Source organism: Skermanella rosea (assembly GCF_016806835.2).
Lineage (GTDB): Bacteria > Pseudomonadota > Alphaproteobacteria > Azospirillales > Azospirillaceae > Skermanella > Skermanella rosea.
Map to the genome: position 1 here is coordinate 1,419,335 of NZ_CP086111.1, position 15,430 is coordinate 1,434,764.

16 protein-coding genes are annotated in these 15,430 nt (G+C 67.3%); 8 read left to right on the forward strand and 8 right to left on the reverse strand.

The genetic code is table 11. The annotated features are described in order from the left end of the window. Positions 1 to 380 precede the first annotated feature (380 nt). From JL101_RS06590 to JL101_RS06605, 4 genes are all read left to right on the forward strand, one after another. The gene (locus JL101_RS06590) at positions 381 to 767 is read left to right on the forward strand and encodes an NADH:ubiquinone oxidoreductase subunit NDUFA12 (protein WP_201072794.1); all 387 of its coding nucleotides are present in this window, start codon (positions 381 to 383) and stop codon (positions 765 to 767) included. A 95-nt stretch (positions 768 to 862) separates the two neighbouring features. Further along, positions 863 to 1,402 (forward strand): outer membrane lipid asymmetry maintenance protein MlaD, encoded by a 540-nt coding sequence (gene mlaD, locus JL101_RS06595; RefSeq protein ID WP_203098817.1) that lies wholly within the window; start codon positions 863 to 865, stop codon positions 1,400 to 1,402. A 58-nt stretch (positions 1,403 to 1,460) separates the two neighbouring features. Next, a complete protein-coding gene (locus tag JL101_RS06600) occupies positions 1,461 to 2,231 on the forward strand; it encodes a class I SAM-dependent methyltransferase (protein ID WP_203098815.1) in 771 nt (256 codons plus the stop codon). A gap of 23 nt (positions 2,232 to 2,254) precedes the next feature. Further along, on the forward strand, positions 2,255 to 2,668 hold the full coding sequence (locus tag JL101_RS06605; protein ID WP_203098813.1) for a DUF2155 domain-containing protein: 414 nt from the start codon (positions 2,255 to 2,257) through the stop codon (positions 2,666 to 2,668). Here JL101_RS06605 and aat read toward each other — a convergent pair. Then, entirely contained in the window at positions 2,638 to 3,288 is a 651-nt protein-coding gene (aat, locus tag JL101_RS06610; RefSeq protein WP_203098811.1) for a leucyl/phenylalanyl-tRNA--protein transferase, read from the reverse strand. The two genes, JL101_RS06605 and aat, sit on opposite strands and share 31 nt — an antisense overlap. Before the next feature lie 303 nt (positions 3,289 to 3,591). Here aat and JL101_RS06615 point away from each other — a divergent pair, with 303 nt between their 5' ends. The 3 genes from JL101_RS06615 to JL101_RS06625 all read left to right on the forward strand — a co-directional run bounded on the left by JL101_RS06615 (position 3,592) and on the right by JL101_RS06625 (position 8,208). After that, positions 3,592 to 5,655, forward strand: coding sequence for a methyl-accepting chemotaxis protein (locus JL101_RS06615; RefSeq protein WP_203098809.1), 2,064 nt, complete (start codon positions 3,592 to 3,594; stop codon positions 5,653 to 5,655). 167 nt (positions 5,656 to 5,822) lie between these two features. Then, positions 5,823 to 7,319 (forward strand): sensor histidine kinase, encoded by a 1,497-nt coding sequence (locus JL101_RS06620; RefSeq protein ID WP_203098807.1) that lies wholly within the window; start codon positions 5,823 to 5,825, stop codon positions 7,317 to 7,319. 112 nt (positions 7,320 to 7,431) lie between these two features. Then, positions 7,432 to 8,208 (forward strand): CatB-related O-acetyltransferase, encoded by a 777-nt coding sequence (locus tag JL101_RS06625; RefSeq protein ID WP_203098806.1) that lies wholly within the window; start codon positions 7,432 to 7,434, stop codon positions 8,206 to 8,208. Positions 8,209 to 8,294: 86 nt separating this feature from the next. Here JL101_RS06625 and accC read toward each other — a convergent pair whose 3' ends face one another. The 6 genes from accC to JL101_RS06655 all read right to left on the reverse strand — a co-directional run bounded on the left by accC (position 8,295) and on the right by JL101_RS06655 (position 13,780). Then, on the reverse strand, positions 8,295 to 9,635 hold the full coding sequence (gene accC / locus JL101_RS06630; RefSeq protein WP_203098805.1) for an acetyl-CoA carboxylase biotin carboxylase subunit: 1,341 nt from the start codon (positions 9,633 to 9,635) through the stop codon (positions 8,295 to 8,297). A 12-nt stretch (positions 9,636 to 9,647) separates the two neighbouring features. Next, a complete protein-coding gene (gene accB, locus JL101_RS06635; protein ID WP_203098804.1) occupies positions 9,648 to 10,106 on the reverse strand; it encodes an acetyl-CoA carboxylase biotin carboxyl carrier protein in 459 nt (152 codons plus the stop codon). Between the two features lies 1 nt (position 10,107). After that, the gene (gene aroQ, locus JL101_RS06640) at positions 10,108 to 10,572 is read right to left on the reverse strand and encodes a type II 3-dehydroquinate dehydratase (RefSeq protein WP_203098803.1); all 465 of its coding nucleotides are present in this window, start codon (positions 10,570 to 10,572) and stop codon (positions 10,108 to 10,110) included. A gap of 214 nt (positions 10,573 to 10,786) precedes the next feature. After that, positions 10,787 to 11,350: a MarR family winged helix-turn-helix transcriptional regulator gene (locus JL101_RS06645; protein ID WP_228435316.1), complete on the reverse strand. Its 564-nt coding sequence runs from the start codon at positions 11,348 to 11,350 to the stop codon at positions 10,787 to 10,789. 269 nt (positions 11,351 to 11,619) lie between these two features. After that, positions 11,620 to 12,849, reverse strand: coding sequence for an NO-inducible flavohemoprotein (gene hmpA / locus JL101_RS06650; protein ID WP_203098802.1), 1,230 nt, complete (start codon positions 12,847 to 12,849; stop codon positions 11,620 to 11,622). 310 nt (positions 12,850 to 13,159) lie between these two features. Beyond that, positions 13,160 to 13,780 (reverse strand): HAD family hydrolase, encoded by a 621-nt coding sequence (locus tag JL101_RS06655; protein WP_203098800.1) that lies wholly within the window; start codon positions 13,778 to 13,780, stop codon positions 13,160 to 13,162. Between the two features lie 127 nt (positions 13,781 to 13,907). Here JL101_RS06655 and maiA point away from each other — a divergent pair, with 127 nt between their 5' ends. After that, complete coding sequence (gene maiA, locus JL101_RS06660) at positions 13,908 to 14,546, forward strand: maleylacetoacetate isomerase (protein ID WP_203098798.1); 639 nt, start codon at positions 13,908 to 13,910, stop codon at positions 14,544 to 14,546. A 78-nt stretch (positions 14,547 to 14,624) separates the two neighbouring features. Here maiA and JL101_RS06665 read toward each other — a convergent pair whose 3' ends face one another. Next, positions 14,625 to 15,392 (reverse strand): DsbA family protein, encoded by a 768-nt coding sequence (locus tag JL101_RS06665; RefSeq protein ID WP_203098796.1) that lies wholly within the window; start codon positions 15,390 to 15,392, stop codon positions 14,625 to 14,627. Between the last annotated feature and the right edge of the window lie 38 nt (positions 15,393 to 15,430).

The following is a 15,430-nucleotide window of genomic DNA, read 5'->3' on the forward strand; positions in this document are numbered from 1 at the left end:
ATCGCACCGCGGCCTTCGCCCGTCCGGGCTGGCCACGATATCCTGTGCTTGGGTTGGAGTGTGCCACAAGTTCTGGTGCAGGCAACCACATTTTGACGTCGATGTTCCGTCACCCACAAAATGTCGTGGGTGTCTGTGTTCGGCGCGACACGGTGTCTCAGGGGGAAGTCCGGGGAGACGAAGACCGTAGCCTCGTCCGGCCGCCGCGTAAAGCCGTTGACAGGGGTGCGCCGATTCAGCCGCCGGGCCGCATCGGAGTCGCCGTCCGGCGATTATCGGACTCCCCTCTTGCGTCCGGCTGGACGCGGGCAAGCCCAAGTGCCATATTCGGCGGCGACGAAAAGAGCGGAACGCGGGTTCGAACCCGTCAGCGAGCGGCCATGAAAGAACGCATATCCTTCAACACGTTTCTGTCCAACCTGCAGATCCGCCTGTTCACGTGGCGCCGCGGCGAGCTGGTCGGGACCGACCAGTTCGGCAACGCCTACTACCGGGAAAAGAAGGCCAAGGGACGCCGCGAGCGCCGCTGGGTCATCTACAACGGCGAGCCGGAGGCGACCAAGGTTCCGCCGGAATGGCACGGATGGCTGCACTTCACGGTCAACGAGCCGCTGAAGGAGAACAGCGCGTTCCACAAGCCCTGGCAGAAGCCGCACGTGCCCAACGCCACCGGCAGCCTCGGCGCCTACCGGCCGCCGGGCCACACGCTGGAGGGCGGCCAGCGCGGACGTGCCACCGGCGACTATGAACCGTGGACTCCGGGCTGACCGCCCGGCCTGCTCCCCGGTCGCCCGCCCGTCCGGCCGACGGTCCGATCCCGGACGCGACGGCCGCAGCGGGCCCATCCACCGAGGAATCATGAATGCGCAGGAATACCATTGAAACCGTGCTCGGCGGTGTCGTCATCGCCGTGGCGGGTTTCTTTTTGGTCTTTGCCTACACCAGCGCCGACCTGCGGCGGGTCGAGGGCTACGAGGTCTCGGCCAACTTCTCCAGCGTCGGCGGCCTGCAGAGCGGCAGCGACGTCCGGATCAGCGGCGTCAAGGTCGGCACGGTGACCAGCCAGACCCTGGACCCTTCCACGTATCTCGCGGTCGTCCACATGACGATCGACCCCAGCATCAAGCTGCCCAAGGACACCGTCGCCCTGATCGCGAGCGAGAGCCTGTTGGGCGGCAAATACATGGCGCTGGAGCCGGGCGGCGATCCGGACATCATCCAGCCCGGGGGCCGGATCGACTTCACCCAGTCCACGCCGGGCCTGGAACAGCTGCTGGGCCAGGTCATCTTCAGCATGCAGGGCGGCGGCCAGCAGGGGCAAGGGCAGGGGCAGGGCGACGGAGCCCAGCCGGCGCCTCCCGCGGCGGGCGGCGCCCAGGGCGGCGGGCTGCTCGGCAACTGACCGCCGGACCGGCCGGAGGCCGGCTGGACAAGGCCCGGCTGAACAAGGGGATTCGGGGATGACCGACCGGACCGGACCTTCGCAGAGCTGGGATGCCTGCGGCTACGCGGAAAACGCCCGGTTCGTCGCGGATCTCGGCCTGCCGGTCGTCGACCTGCTGGCCCCCCGGCCGGGCGAGCGCATCCTCGACCTCGGCTGCGGCGACGGCGTCCTGACGGAAAAGCTGGCTGCCGCCGGCTGCCGGGTGGTCGGCGTCGATGCCAGCCCGGAACTGACCGCCGCGGCGCGGGCTCGCGGGATCGAGGTCCATCTGATGGACGGGCATGCGCTGGCCGTGGGCGGCGGGTTCGACGCCGTCTTCTCCAACGCGGCGCTGCACTGGATGCTCCGGCCGGATGACGTGATCGCCGGAGTGTGGAACGCGCTGCGGCCCGGCGGACGGTTCGTCGGCGAGTTCGGCGGGGCCGGCAACGTCGCCCGGATCGTCGATGCGCTGGAGGTGGTCCTGGGCCGGCGCGGCATCGACGGCAAGGCCGCCAATCCCTGGTTCTTCCCCACGCCGGACGATTATGCCGCCAGGCTGGCGGCGGCCGGCTTCCGGGTGCGCTCGTGCGAGCTGATCGAACGGCCGACGCCCCTGCCGACCGGGATGGCCGGCTGGCTCGCGACCTTCGCGGGGAGCTTCCTCGCCGTCGTGCCGGAGGGGGAGCGGAACGCCGTGCTGGACGAGGTGATGGCGGCGATCGCGCCGGACCTGCTGAAATCCGACGGGACCTGGTACGCCGACTATGTCCGCTTGAGGTTCGCCGCGGACAGGCCGGGCGGCTGACGGTCCAGCGAACGGGAGAATTGATGGACAGACGGAATTTCCCGGCCGGCATCGCCGGCCTTGCCTTCGCGGCCCTGGCATTGGCGGCGGTGGCCCGGACGGAACCGGCCTCGGCGCAGACCGGCGCGTCCGAAGGGATGGAGAGCATGCCCCATGCCGTGCTCCAGGGGCTGGACAAGGTGACCGCCCGAGTCGTGACGATCGAGGTGCCGGTCGGCCAGCCGGTCGAGTTCGGCTCGCTGCGAATCACCGCGCAGACCTGCCGCAAGGCGTCGCCGGTCGAGCCGCCGGAGTCGGCCGCGTTCCTGGAGATCCTGGAGGAACGGCCCGACGAGGCCACCGAGGCGCTGTTCAGCGGCTGGATGTTCGCGTCGAGCCCGGCGCTCTCCGCCTTGGAGCATCCGGTCTACGATGTCTGGGTGATCGACTGCAAATAGGCGTCGATCACCTGCTGCTCGGTCCCGGCGGCGAAGTCGGGCGTGACCTGGAGCGCGCGGGCGAGTTGCGCCCGGTAGCTTGAGCGGGGAATCTCCACCGTGCCGAACTGGCTGAGATGCTCGGTCACGAACTGGGTGTCCAGCAGGGTGAAGCCGTTGTGGCGCAGGCGGGCGACCAGATGGACCAGCGCCACCTTGCTGGCGTCGGTCTCCCGGCTGAACATGCTCTCTCCGAAGAAGGCGCCGCCCAGCGCCACGCCGTAGAGCCCGCCGACCAGCCGCCCGTCGCGCCAGGCCTCGACGGAATGGGCGAAGCCCAGGTCGTACAGGACCGAATAGAGCCGGATGATCTCGCCGTTGATCCAGGTCTTGGGCCGGTCCCGCGTCGCCTCCGCGCAGCCCTGGATGACGCCGTCGAAATCGCTGTCGATCCGGACCTCGAACCGGCCGCTCCGGACCGTCCGGCGCAGGCGGCGCGGGACATGCATGCGATCGAGCGGCAGGATGCCGCGCTGTTCGGGATCAAACCAGTAGAGCTCGTCGGATTCCGCGCTCTCCGCCATGGGAAAGATCCCGGCGGCATAGGCCCGCAGCAGAAGCTGTGCCGTCAAACCAGTCATTATGATGTCGTCGTCTCCCGCTCCGGGTCGAACTCGCCGGGATACTATATAGGGCGCCACCGGGATTGGGGAGGGCGCTGCCGGACCCCGGCGGCGGGCCGCTTCGGACCGGTTCGCCCGATGACGCGGGCCGGCAATATAGGGCGCGACATATCGGCCATGCCCGAAATCGAAACGATTTGTTTAGAATCTCAGGCCGAAAGTCCTCGTGTAATAGTTCAATAATCACTTTGCAGGCGCGTCCTGAAGACTGTCCTGAAAAGGGCAGTTTTGTGAAATTCCTGTTTCAGGATGATGAACATCATGTCGATTGCGGCCACCCTGGATGGATTGACAGAGTCCGAAGCATCTATTCTTCTGTCCGGATCCGCCGACGCCGCCGACAGGCCCGGCATCCTGTCGCGCCTGGGGATCGGCACGCGCGTCGGATTGCTGGTGATCGTCGCCCTCGCCACGGTCTTCGTCATGGTGGGGCTGTTCCTGCTGGCGGACCGGCATATGAACCAGGCGACCGGCCGGCTCGGGTCCTTCGGCAACCTGGTGGTGCTCGCCGCCTCGGCGGAGCGGCGGGTGGCCGATCTCCAGATCCAGGCGCGGGACTTCATCGCCAACCGTGATTCCCGCGCGGCGGCCGACTTCCGGACCCGCGCCGCCGAGGTCGATCGCCTGCTCGACCGGATCGCCGCCCATCCCGCGACCGGCACCGCCGCCGGCCAGGTCGACGCCATGCGCTCGACCCTGCGCCGGGCGGCGGAGCAGTTCGCCGGCGTGGAGGAGACCCTGAAGGTCATGGGGCTGGACGAGGAGAGCGGCCTGCGGGGCAAGCTGCGCGCCTCGGTCGGCGCGGTCGAGACCGAACTGCGCAAATGGCCGATCGGCATGGTGGCGCAGACCTACGTGCGCATGCTGACGATGCGGGTGGTCGAGAAGGACTTCCTGCTGTACGGCGACATCGGCGTCATGGGAGCTCATAGGAAGGCGTTCCGGGAGTTCGAGTTCGGTATGATGGACTCGGGCCTGGACGCGCCGACCCAGGAGGCGCTGGTCACCCTCGCGACGGCCTATCGCGCCGACCTCGCCGCCCTGGTGGAGCACCAGGGCAAGCTGGTGCAGGAGGTGGCGGCGTTCAACACCGCCCTGGCCGCGATGCCCGGGCGTTTCGCAGGCCTGTTCGACTTCGCGAGCGCCGGGATGGAGGCCGCCCGGACCGACAAGGACTATGTCCGGGATGCGATCGGCCGGACGGGGCTGATCGCCGGAGCCGGCATCATCGTGCTGTTCCTCCTGTTCAGCCTCGTGCTGGTCCGCAGCATCACCAGGCCCTTGCGGTCCATCGAGCGCGCCATGCAGCGGCTGGCGACCGGCGACCGGTCCTCCATCGTGCCGGGAGCGATGCGCCGCGACGAGATCGGCGCCATGGCGCGGGCCATCGAGGTGTTCCGGAGCAACGCGGAGGAGATGGAGCGGCTGAAGGCCGAGGACGAGATCAAGGAACGCCGCCGCAAGGAGGAGTTCGCCGCCCGCCTCGCCAGCCTCGCGAGCGCCTTGGAGTCGGAGGTCCAGTCGACCGTCATGGCGGTGGTCGAGCAGGCCACGGGCATCGCCGACCTCGCGGACCGGCTGAGCGCCGCGGCTCGGCGCACGGGCGAGCAGTCGGCCGGCGTGGCGGAGGCGGCACGCGATGCGACGGCCAACGTGCAGACCGTCGCCTTTTCGACCGAGGAGTTGGCGACGTCGTCCCGGGCGATCGGCTCCCAAGTGGCCGAGGTGATGGACATCGTGAAGCGGGCGGTCGGGCAGGGCGAGCAGACCCGGCAGGTCGTGGCGAAGCTGGCCGACGCCGCGCGCAACATCGGGGACGCGGCGAAGCTGATCACCGGCATCGCCAGCCAGACCAACCTGCTGGCCCTGAACGCCACGATCGAGGCGGCGCGCGCCGGCGAGGCGGGCAAGGGCTTCGCCGTCGTCGCCAGCGAGGTGAAGGTCCTGGCGACGCAGACGGGGCAGGCGACCGATCAGATCAGCGGCCAGATCGTCGCGGTCCAGGGCGCCGCCGAGACCGTCATCTTCCATATCCACGAGGTCCAGGAGGTGATCAGCCGGATCGATGCGATCGCCGAATTGATCACCGGGTCGGTCACCGACCAGGGCAGCGCCACCGAGACGATCAGCCGCAACGCGACATCGGCCGCGAACGGAACCGGCGAGGTCTCCCAGCGGATCACCGCGGTTTCCGAGGATGCCAGCGAGACGCGCGGGCTGGCGCTGGTGCTCGACAATAGCGCCGTGGTGGTCACCACCCAGGTGAAGCACCTGAAGGAACGGCTGAACCAGCTCCTGAACGAGTCCCGCAGCCTGGATGCCTGACCGCCCGGGGAACAGGATGAATATGATAAACTTTAGCTTAACTTAATTGGGATCAACTGCCTGGTACCGTTGGGGTCGATTTCCGGCAGCAGGACCCGGGCGGCGCCAGCGTCCCGGAGACCGGCCGGGACGGACGGCTCATCCGGACCGGCTGCGGACATGTGGGGATGATGGCTCGCCTATTCGACCGGCTTTCCTTCCGGCAGGCCCGCAACACGGTCATCATCGCACTCCTCCTGGGCATCGTCGCCAGCGGGCTCGACCTGGTGGACGATGCCCACCGCGAGCGGGAGGTGCAGCGCCGCACGCTGGAGGAGGTCACCCGGATCATCGAGGAGGCCGCGGCGAAGGCCGCCTATGATCTGGACTCTTCCCTGGCCTCCGATGTCCTGAAGGGCCTGCTGAGCTACCAGCCGATCTTCCAGGCGCGGATACAGGACGAATTCGGCGCCAAGCTCGCGGTGCGCGAGCGTCCCCTGGTGGAGACCCGGCTTCGGCTCTTCTCGGAATGGCTGTTCGGCACGTCGCTCGACATCACCGTGCCGCTCTATTACGAGCCGGTAAACCGGCCGAGGCTGGAGATCGGCAAGCTCTACGTCGCCGTCGACAGCCATATCATCGCGACGGCCTTCCTGGAGCGGGCGCGTTCCACCCTGATCAGCGGCCTGTTCCGCAACCTGCTGCTGGGGCTGCTGCTCACCGCCATGTTTCATTTCATGGTGACCAAGCCGATCCTGGCGATCAGCAAGGACTTCACCCGGATCGACGCCCAGTCGCCCGGCAGCCATCTCGTCGAGGTTCCGCCGGGCCACGATACCGACGAGATCGGATTGCTGGTCGGCAGGACGAACCAGTTCCTCAAGGCGTTCGACGCATCGCTGCGCGAGCGGGCGCGCTATGCCGACGAACTGCGCGGCGCCCTGATCCGCGCGGAGGAGGGGAGCCGGGCCAAGTCACAGTTCCTGTCGACCATGAGCCACGAACTGCGCACGCCGCTGAACGCGATCATCGGCTTCTCCGAGTTGATCCGCGACGATCCCGCGTCCGTTGCCAGGGGAGCGACGCTGGGCGACTACGCGCGCGAGATCCACGGGAGCGGAAACCAGCTGCTCCGGATCATCAACGACCTGCTCGACCTGACCGAGATCGACGCCGGCCGGCACTCCATCAACCCGGAGATCCTCGACGTGCGCCATATGCTGGAGGCCTGCGTCCGCCAGATGTCCGCGACGGCGCGCGAGCGCAAGCTGACGCTGACCGTCGGCATCGATGCCGGCTGCCCGGCACTGCGGGCCGATCCGCGCGCCGTCCGACAGATCCTCCTGAACGTCCTGTCCAACGCGCTGAAGTTCACGCCGGAAGGCGGCGTCGTGACGGTGGACGCGGCGCCCCTCGGCGATCGGGTCGTCCTCACCGTGGCGGACACCGGCATCGGGATCGATCCGGTCAACCTGCCGCGCGTCTGCGAGCCGTTCTGGCAGGCCGAACCGGTCCTGTCGCGCCGGTACGGCGGCACGGGGCTGGGTATGCCGCTGGTCCAGGCCCTCGTGGATCTGCACGACGGCACATTGCGGATCGGAAGCGTCGTGGGAGAGGGGACCACCATCACGATCGAGCTGCCGGCAGCAATCGCCGACCGGCCCGTCAGTACGGCCCGGGCATAACGGGGCAGCCGGGAGTATACTCGGCTGCATGCGCCCATAAACTCTTTGTAAAGCTGAAGACTTACATAATCAAGGAGGCGATTCACATATGCATTGGATTTGAGGCGATATCATGAGTTTTGTGACTGTCGACTTCGGGACGAACCCTGCCGCAGGTCTGGCGACACTGGGATTGAAACTGCCTCAGACCCGCGGCGTCCTGGCGCTCAACCAGACCTCGTTCTTCGAGCCGCCGACCATGGTCCAGGCGCATATCGCCGCGAAGACGGTCGTCCAGGTCGGAGCCTTCTGCTCGATCGCCGGGGGCAAGATCGGCAATGTGCGGGTCGGACGCTACTGCTCGATCGCGCCGGAAGTGATGATCGGGTCGAACGAGCATCCGGTCGACTGGCTGACCAGTTCGCGCGTCACCCATGTCGCGGACCTGCACGACTGGGCCCGCTTCTGCGCCCCGGACCGGGTGGACGAGATTCGGCGCCAGCGCGTGCCGTTCAAGGACGCCTGCAAGATCACCACGATCGGCAACGATGTCTGGATCGGGCAGGGCGTGTTCATCAAGGCGGGAGTCACCATCGGCGACGGCGCGATCGTCGCCGGCCGGTCGGTGGTGGTCAAGGACGTGCCGGCCTATTCCATCGTCGCCGGAACCCCGGCCACGGTGAAGCGCATGCGTTTTCCCGAGGCGACCGTCGAGCGCCTGGTTCGACTGCAATGGTGGCGCTACTCGATCTTCGACCTGTTCGGCCTGCCGTTCGACCGGATCGACGAGACCCTGGACGGGATCGAGGCGAAGGTCGAGGCCGGCGCGCTGGCCGAATACGCGCCGGAGAAGGTCACGATGGATCGCCTGCGCGCCCTGTTCGAGCCATCCGTCCAGGCCGCGGAGTAGATGCACGGAGGGGCGGCGTCGCGCCGCCCAAGGTGCGCGGGACGCGCACCCTCCCCATGAGCAGCACTCCAGCCGGCGGCCGCCGGCTATTTCAGCTTCATCAGCTGTTCCAGCCAGTGGATGTCGTAGTCGCCGTTGATGAAGTTGGTCTCGGCGATGATCCGGCGGTGCAGCGGCAGGCTGGTGTCGACGCCGCCGATCACGAACTCCTCCAGCGCGCGGCGCAGGCGCATCATGCATTCGTTGCGCGTGGTGCCGTGGACCACCAGCTTGGCGATCAGGCTGTCATAGTGCGGCGGCACGCGGTAGCCGTCGTAGAGCGCGCTGTCCACCCGCACGCCCAGCCCGCCCGGTGCATGGTAGCCGTCGATCCTGCCAGGAGAGGGGACGAAGGTCTCCGGGTGCTCGGCGTTCACGCGGCACTCGATCGCGTGGCCGTGGAAGCGGATGTCGTCCTGGGTGTAGCCCAGCGGCGCGCCGGTCGCGATGCGGATCTGCTCGCGGACCAGGTCGATGCCGGTGATCATCTCGGTGATCGTGTGCTCGACCTGGAGGCGGGTGTTCATCTCGATGAAGTAGAATTCGCCATCCTCGAACAGGAACTCCATGGTGCCGACGCCGCGATATCCGAGCTGCGCGGTGGTGCGGGCGGCGAGGTCGCCGATGAAGGCCCGCTGGGTCGCGTTCAGCGCCGGCGAGGGCGCCTCTTCGATCACCTTCTGGTGCCGCCGCTGGACCGAGCAGTCACGCTCGCCGAAATGGACGGCGTTGCCGTGCATGTCTCCCAGGAGCTGGATCTCGATATGGCGCGGCCGGGACAGGTACCGCTCCATGTAGACCTGGTCGTTGCCGAAGGCGGCGCGCGCCTCACCGCGGGCGAGCTGGTAGGCCTCCTTCAGCTGGTCGGCCGAATAGGCCACCTTCATGCCCTTGCCGCCGCCGCCGGCGGCCGCCTTGATCAGCACCGGATAGCCGGTGCGCTCGGCGACCTCGACCGCCTCCTCCAGCGTGTCGACCGGGCCGGACGAGCCGGGCACCACCGGAAGCCCCAGCTCCAGCACCGTCTTCTTGGCGGTGACCTTGTCGCCCATGATGCGGATATGCTCGGGCGTCGGGCCGATGAAGGTGAAGCCGTGCTCCTCCACCATCTGGGCGAACTGGGCGTTCTCCGACATGAAGCCGATGCCGGGATGGATGGCGTCGGCGCCGGTGATGGTCGCGGCGGTCAGGATCGCCGGGATGTTCAGGTAGCTTTCGCGGGCCGATGCCGGGCCGATGCAGACCGCCTCGTCGGCAAGCCGCACATGCATGGCGTCGGCGTCCGCCGTGGAATGGACGGCGACGGTCTGGATCCCCATCTCGCGGCAGGCGCGGTGGATGCGGAGCGCGATTTCGCCTCGGTTGGCGATCAGAACCTTTTCGAACAACGGGATGATCCCTTATTCGATGATCAGGAGGACTTCGCCGAACTCGACCGGCTGGGCATCCTCGACGAGAACCTGGGAAACCGTACCGGCCTTCGGGGCCTTGATCGGATTCATCACCTTCATCGCCTCGATGATCAGCACGGTCTGGCCGGCCTTGACCGTGTCGCCGACACGCACGAACGGAGAGGCGCCCGGCTCCGGCGAGGTATAGGCGGTGCCGACCATCGGCGAGGTCAGCGCCCCGGGGTGGCTCGAGACGCCGAGGGCGGCCGGAGCCGATGTCGGGGCCGCGGCCGCCGCGGGGGCGGGAGCGGTGCCGGCCGGGGCATGGGAGAAGAACGCCGGCGTACCGCCCTTGGTGACCCGGATGCGCTTCTCGCCTTCGGCGAACTCGATCTCGGTCAGCCCCGTTTCGTCCAGCAGGCCCGCGAGCTTGCGGACCAGTTCACCATCGATGTCGAAAGTCGCCATGTCAGTTCCCGTCATTCATGTCGGCATCGATCAGCCGCGCCAACGCGTCCAGCGCGAGGAGATAGCCATGCGCGCCGAAGCCGCAGATGACACCCTTCGCGACAGGCGACACATAGGAGTGGTGGCGGAAGGCCTCGCGCCGGAAAACATTGCTCAGATGCACCTCGACAACCGGAAGCTCGGTGACCGAGAGGGCGTCCATGATCGCGACCGAGGTGTGCGTGTAGGCCGCCGCGTTCAGGATGATGCCGTCATGCTCGCCGCGGGCCTGCTGGATCCAGGAGACCAACTCGCCTTCGAGGTTGGACTGCCGGAAATCGATCGCGATGTTCAGCGACTCGGCATGCTCCAGGCACAGCGCCTCGATGTCGTCGAGGGTCTCCGTCCCGTAGATGGCCGGCTCACGGACGCCGAGCATGTTCAGGTTTGGACCGTTGAGGATCAGGACTGAGGGCTCGATCGCCAAGGGAAGCGGCTTTCCGGCTGCGGTTGCGTTGGCGCGTTTATAGCACTTGTCGATCCTTCGGCAATGGCCGCGGGGCGCCGGCGGCCGGCCTGCGGCGAAATCACCACGATTTCGAAGTATCTCGGCCGACCTGTGGCGGAAAAGCCGCGACGGTGGCAGCGCGCCCGCATGCGCCGTTCAGCGCTCCGCATGCGGCGTCAACCGGGGCGTCTCCTTATTCCTCGTCCTGGGGGCCGTGAAGCTCCCGCGCCCGGGCATGGAGTCGGGCCAGCATGTCGTAGAGCTGCACGTTCTCCTCGGCCGTCAGCGACGCCAGCAGATGGGTCTGGAGGTTCGCGGCCAGGGGTACGATCTGGTCGTGGATGCCGCGTCCCTTGGCGGTCAGGGTGAGCACCGACCGGCGCCGGTCCACCGAGTCGATCCCGCGGTCGACCAGCCCGCCGTCCACGGCGCGGGCGACTGCCCGGCTGACCTGCACCTTGTCCATCGCGGTGCGGTCGCAGACCGCGTTGGCCGACAGCGGACCGAACCGCGCCAGCACGGCCATGATCCGCCACTCCGCGACGGTCAGCCCGAACCGTTGCTCGTAAAGGCGGGCGAGCGCCCGGCTGACGGTGTTGGACAGCACCGACAGCCGATAGGGCAGGTAATCCTCCAGGATCAAGGCCGGAGCGGGGGGCAGGTCGCGGGTCAGGTCCTCGTCGGGCTGCCTGGTATCGGTTCTCTGGTCCAACCGGTTTGCGGTCGCGACTTCCATCTCGGCAGGGTGAGCGGTCATGGGAAATTCCTTTGACAAGGTTTCACCTGCTGCGGGTTTCTTTTGCGCTAAATCCCGGCATTCGACATCATGAACCCCTTGGAGGGGCTGGGTGCAAATGAAATCATTGGTCGTCGATAAGATTGTGCCTCAAAGAGTCCGGAAAATGAACATAATTGGCAGGTACTGAGCCCTCTGGGCGTAATCTTGTTGCGAATCTCTCGCAGAAAGGCCGGTGCCGCGGGACGGCACCGGCCACAGGATCAGGCTACAGGATCAGGGTGTGGGGCTCAGGCGTAGAGTTCGTCCGCCGGACCGAAGAATTCGTAATGCAGGCGGTCCCGATCCACGCCGAGATCGGTCAGCGTCCGGGCCAGCAGCCTCATGAAGGGCTTGGGGCCGCAGAAATAGAAGTCGGCGTCCGTGTGCGGCACGGCCCGTCTCAGCCATTCCGGGGTGATCACGCCGGCATGGTCGAAGTCGCGGCCGGGCACGTCCTGCGGGCGGGGCTGCTCATAGAAGGTCACGGCCTTGACGCCGGGATGGGTGGCGGCGACCGTCCTGACATGGTCCTTCATGGCATGGTGGGCGCCTGATCGGGTTCCATGGACGAACAAGGTCGGTCGCCCGGCACCGGCGGCGACGATGCTGTCGAGCATGCTGACCATGGGGGTCAGGCCGACGCCGCCGCTCAGCAGGACCACCGGACGTTCCGCCACCGGGTCGTCCAGGAAGAAGTCGCCGGCCGGCGCCGCGACCTTCAGCACGGTGCCCGGAGCGCCGTGGTCGTGCAGGAACCCGGAAACGAGGCCCGGCCCGGCGGCGGGATTGCCGGCGGGCGCCGGTTCGCGCTTCACGCTGATGCGGTAGTGGTCCGCTCCCGGAGCGCAGGAGAGGCTGTAGTTCCGGACGACGGAGCCGTGGCCCGGCAGGTCGAAGCGGAAGGTCAGGTACTGGCCGGGCTTGAAATCCATCAGCGCGCCGCCGTCGGCGGGCCTGAGGTAGAACGACTTGATGATGTCGCTTTCGGCCGTGACGCGGTCGATCACGAAATCGCGGTAGCCGGTCCAGCCGCCCGGCTGGGCCGCCTGTTCGCCGTAGATCACCTGTTCACGGCCGATCAGCACGTCGGCCAGGAACCCGTAGGCTTCCGCCCAGGCTTCCATGATCTCGTCGGTGGCGGCGGGGCCGAGCACGTCGCGGATCGCCTGGAGCAGCGCCGTCCCGACATGGGGATAGTGCTCGGGAAGGATGCTCAGCGCCACGTGCTTCTGGGCGATGCGCTCCACCATGGGGCCAAGCACCTCAAGCCGGTCGATGTTCTCGGCATAGGCCAGGACGGCCAGTGCCAGCGACCTGGGCTGCGATCCGGTCTCGCCATGGTGGGACTGGTTGAAGAGATCCCGGATCTCCTCGTTCCGGAACAGGATCTGATACATCCTGCGGGTGATATCCAGCCCCTTGTCCTTGAGCGCCGGGACGGTCGCCTTGACCACCTGGACCGTTTTCGCTGACAGCATTGGTCTTCCCTTCCGGTTCGAATGCGCGACTGATCGATAAAACATATATGTTGAATACATGTTTATGTCGGCATCATTCGGTGCGGCGGATTGTCATCGCCCGAACGCGCGGGTAGCCGGAACCGTTCCACGGCCGTCCGGCATGGTACTTGTCCTATGAGAGAAAGTATTGGCCGTAGGCAGAAACACTCCCCTTTCGTCATGGCCGGACTTGATCCGGCCATCGTCTCGCAGGTCTCACCGGGGCTCCGTGGCCGGAGATGCCCGGATCAAGTCCACGGCTGTCCGGCAGGTTTTTTGCTGGTCGCGTTCAGAGCATCCCGTAACAGGCCAGGTCCCTGCGCAGGGATTCGGCATCGGTGAAGCGGACCGCGTGCATGCCGACGTGCCGGGCGCCCTCGACGTTCTTTTCCACGTCGTCGATGAACAGCGTGTCACCCGCCGACAGGCCGTGGTCGTCCAGCAGGCGGCGGTAGATCGCGGGATCGGGCTTCAGCAGGCGCACCTCGCCCGAAACGACGATGCCGTCGAAGGCGTTCAGCACGTCGAAGCGCCGGCGCGCCCGGTCCAGCTTGTCCACCGAGAAGTTGGTGATGCAGTACACCTTTTGTCCGCGCCGCTTCAGGTCCCACACGATGTCGGCGGTATCGGGGATGGGGCCCGGCACCATCTCGTCCCATTCCAGGTCGTAGGCCGCGATCAGCTCGGCCTTTTCGGGGTGGCGGGCGCTCAGTTCCTCGACCGCCTCCTTCCACGGCCGCCCGGCGTCCTGCTGAAGGTTCCAGTCGGGCGTACAGACGGTCGCGAGGAATTCCTCCATGGCGGCGGTATCTTCCGCGAACAGCTTGCGGTACAGGTATCGGGGGTTCCAGTCGATGAGAACACCGCCGATGTCGAACACGGCGATGCTGGGGTCGGCAGATCTCGGCATGGAGTCGGGCCTTGTGATATTGAAGGGTGCGACCGTGCGGCCAGATGCGGATGCTGGGTGACTCGGTATACTAACAGATGCGCGGACGGGCGGCATCCCGCAACCGCGAAGGAGCGGAGTATCGTTAATGAAGCTTTTTGGTTATTTCCGGTCGTCGGCGGCCTACCGGGTTCGAATCGCCCTTAATCTGAAAGGGCTTGAGGTCGATCACCGGTTCGTCCACCTCCGAAAGGGGGAGCAGTCGGCGCCCGAATATGGCGCGCTGAACCCGCAGGGCATGGTTCCCTTGCTGATCGACGGCCCGCATGTCCTGACCCAGTCGCTCGCGATCATCGAGTACCTGGAAGAGACCAATCCCGAGCCGAGCCTGCTGCCCAAGCACCCGATCGAACGGGCGCGCGTACGCGCCATCGCCCAGGCGATCGCGTGCGACATACACCCGCTGAACAACCTCCGCGTCCTGCGCTACCTGGTCGGGCCGATGAAGGCTTCCGACGAGGCGAAGAACGAGTGGTACCGGCACTGGGTCGTCGAGGGGCTGACGGCGCTGGAGCGGAGCCTGACTCCGGCCGCCGGGACCGGCACCTTCTGCCACGGCGACCAGCCGACCCTGGCCGACGTGTGCCTGGTGCCCCAGGTCTACAATGCCGAGCGTGCCGACATCGACCTGTCGCCTTTTCCGCGGATCATGAAGATCGTGTCCGCCTGCCGGGAGCTTCGCGCGTTCCAGGACGCGGATCCGGCCAAGCAGGCCGACGCCGAGTGACCGCCGGCCACCGGCGCCGGGCCCGTCCAGGGTCCGGTGCCGGCGGCGACGCCTTTCCCGCCGGGCGGTCCGCGCCGGTCAGCCGGCGCGCCCGGCGGCGACCAGTTCCTTCAGGCGGTCGAGGCCGACGGCACCGGGGATGATCTGGTCGCCGACCACGAAAGCCGGGGTGCCGCGGATGTTCAGTTCGCTCGCGAGCCGCAGGTTCCGCTGGAGCGTCTCCTGGATCTCCGGCGAGTCCATGTCCTTCTTCAGCCGCTCCATGTCCAGCCCGACCGAATTGGCGATGCGGAAGATCTTGTCGTCGTCGAGCTGGCCGCGGTTCTCCATCAGCGCCGCATGGAGGGCCTCGTACTTGCCCTGGCGGTGGGCCGCCAGCGCCGCCCGCGCAGCGGTCAGCGACGCCGGGCCGAGGATCGGGAACTCCTTGTAGACCAGCCGAAGCTTGCCGTCGGATTCCAGCAGGCGGCGGACGTCGGCATGGACCGCCTTGCAGTAGCCGCACTGGTAATCGAAGAACTCCACCAGCGTCACGTCGCCCTGCGGGTTGCCGGCGACCGGCGAGGCCGGGTTGCGGAACAGCTCCTCCTGGCGGCTGACCAGCGCGCCGCGCTGGGCCTCCACCTGAGCGGCCTCTTGCCGCTCCTGGAAGGCCGTCAGCGATTCGACCAGGACCTCGGGATGGGCGAGCAGGTAGTCGCGCACGATCTGCTCGATCGCCGCCTTGCCCGCGGGCGTATCGAGCGCGGGCTGCTGGGCCTGTGCGCCCGTCGGCGGCGCGAGGCCGACCAGGGCCGACAGGGCGGCTGCGGCGAACAGGCGGGGCAGGAATGCTGGGCGGTGCATCAGGTGTTCTCCGAATGGGGCTTGCCGCACGATGGCGA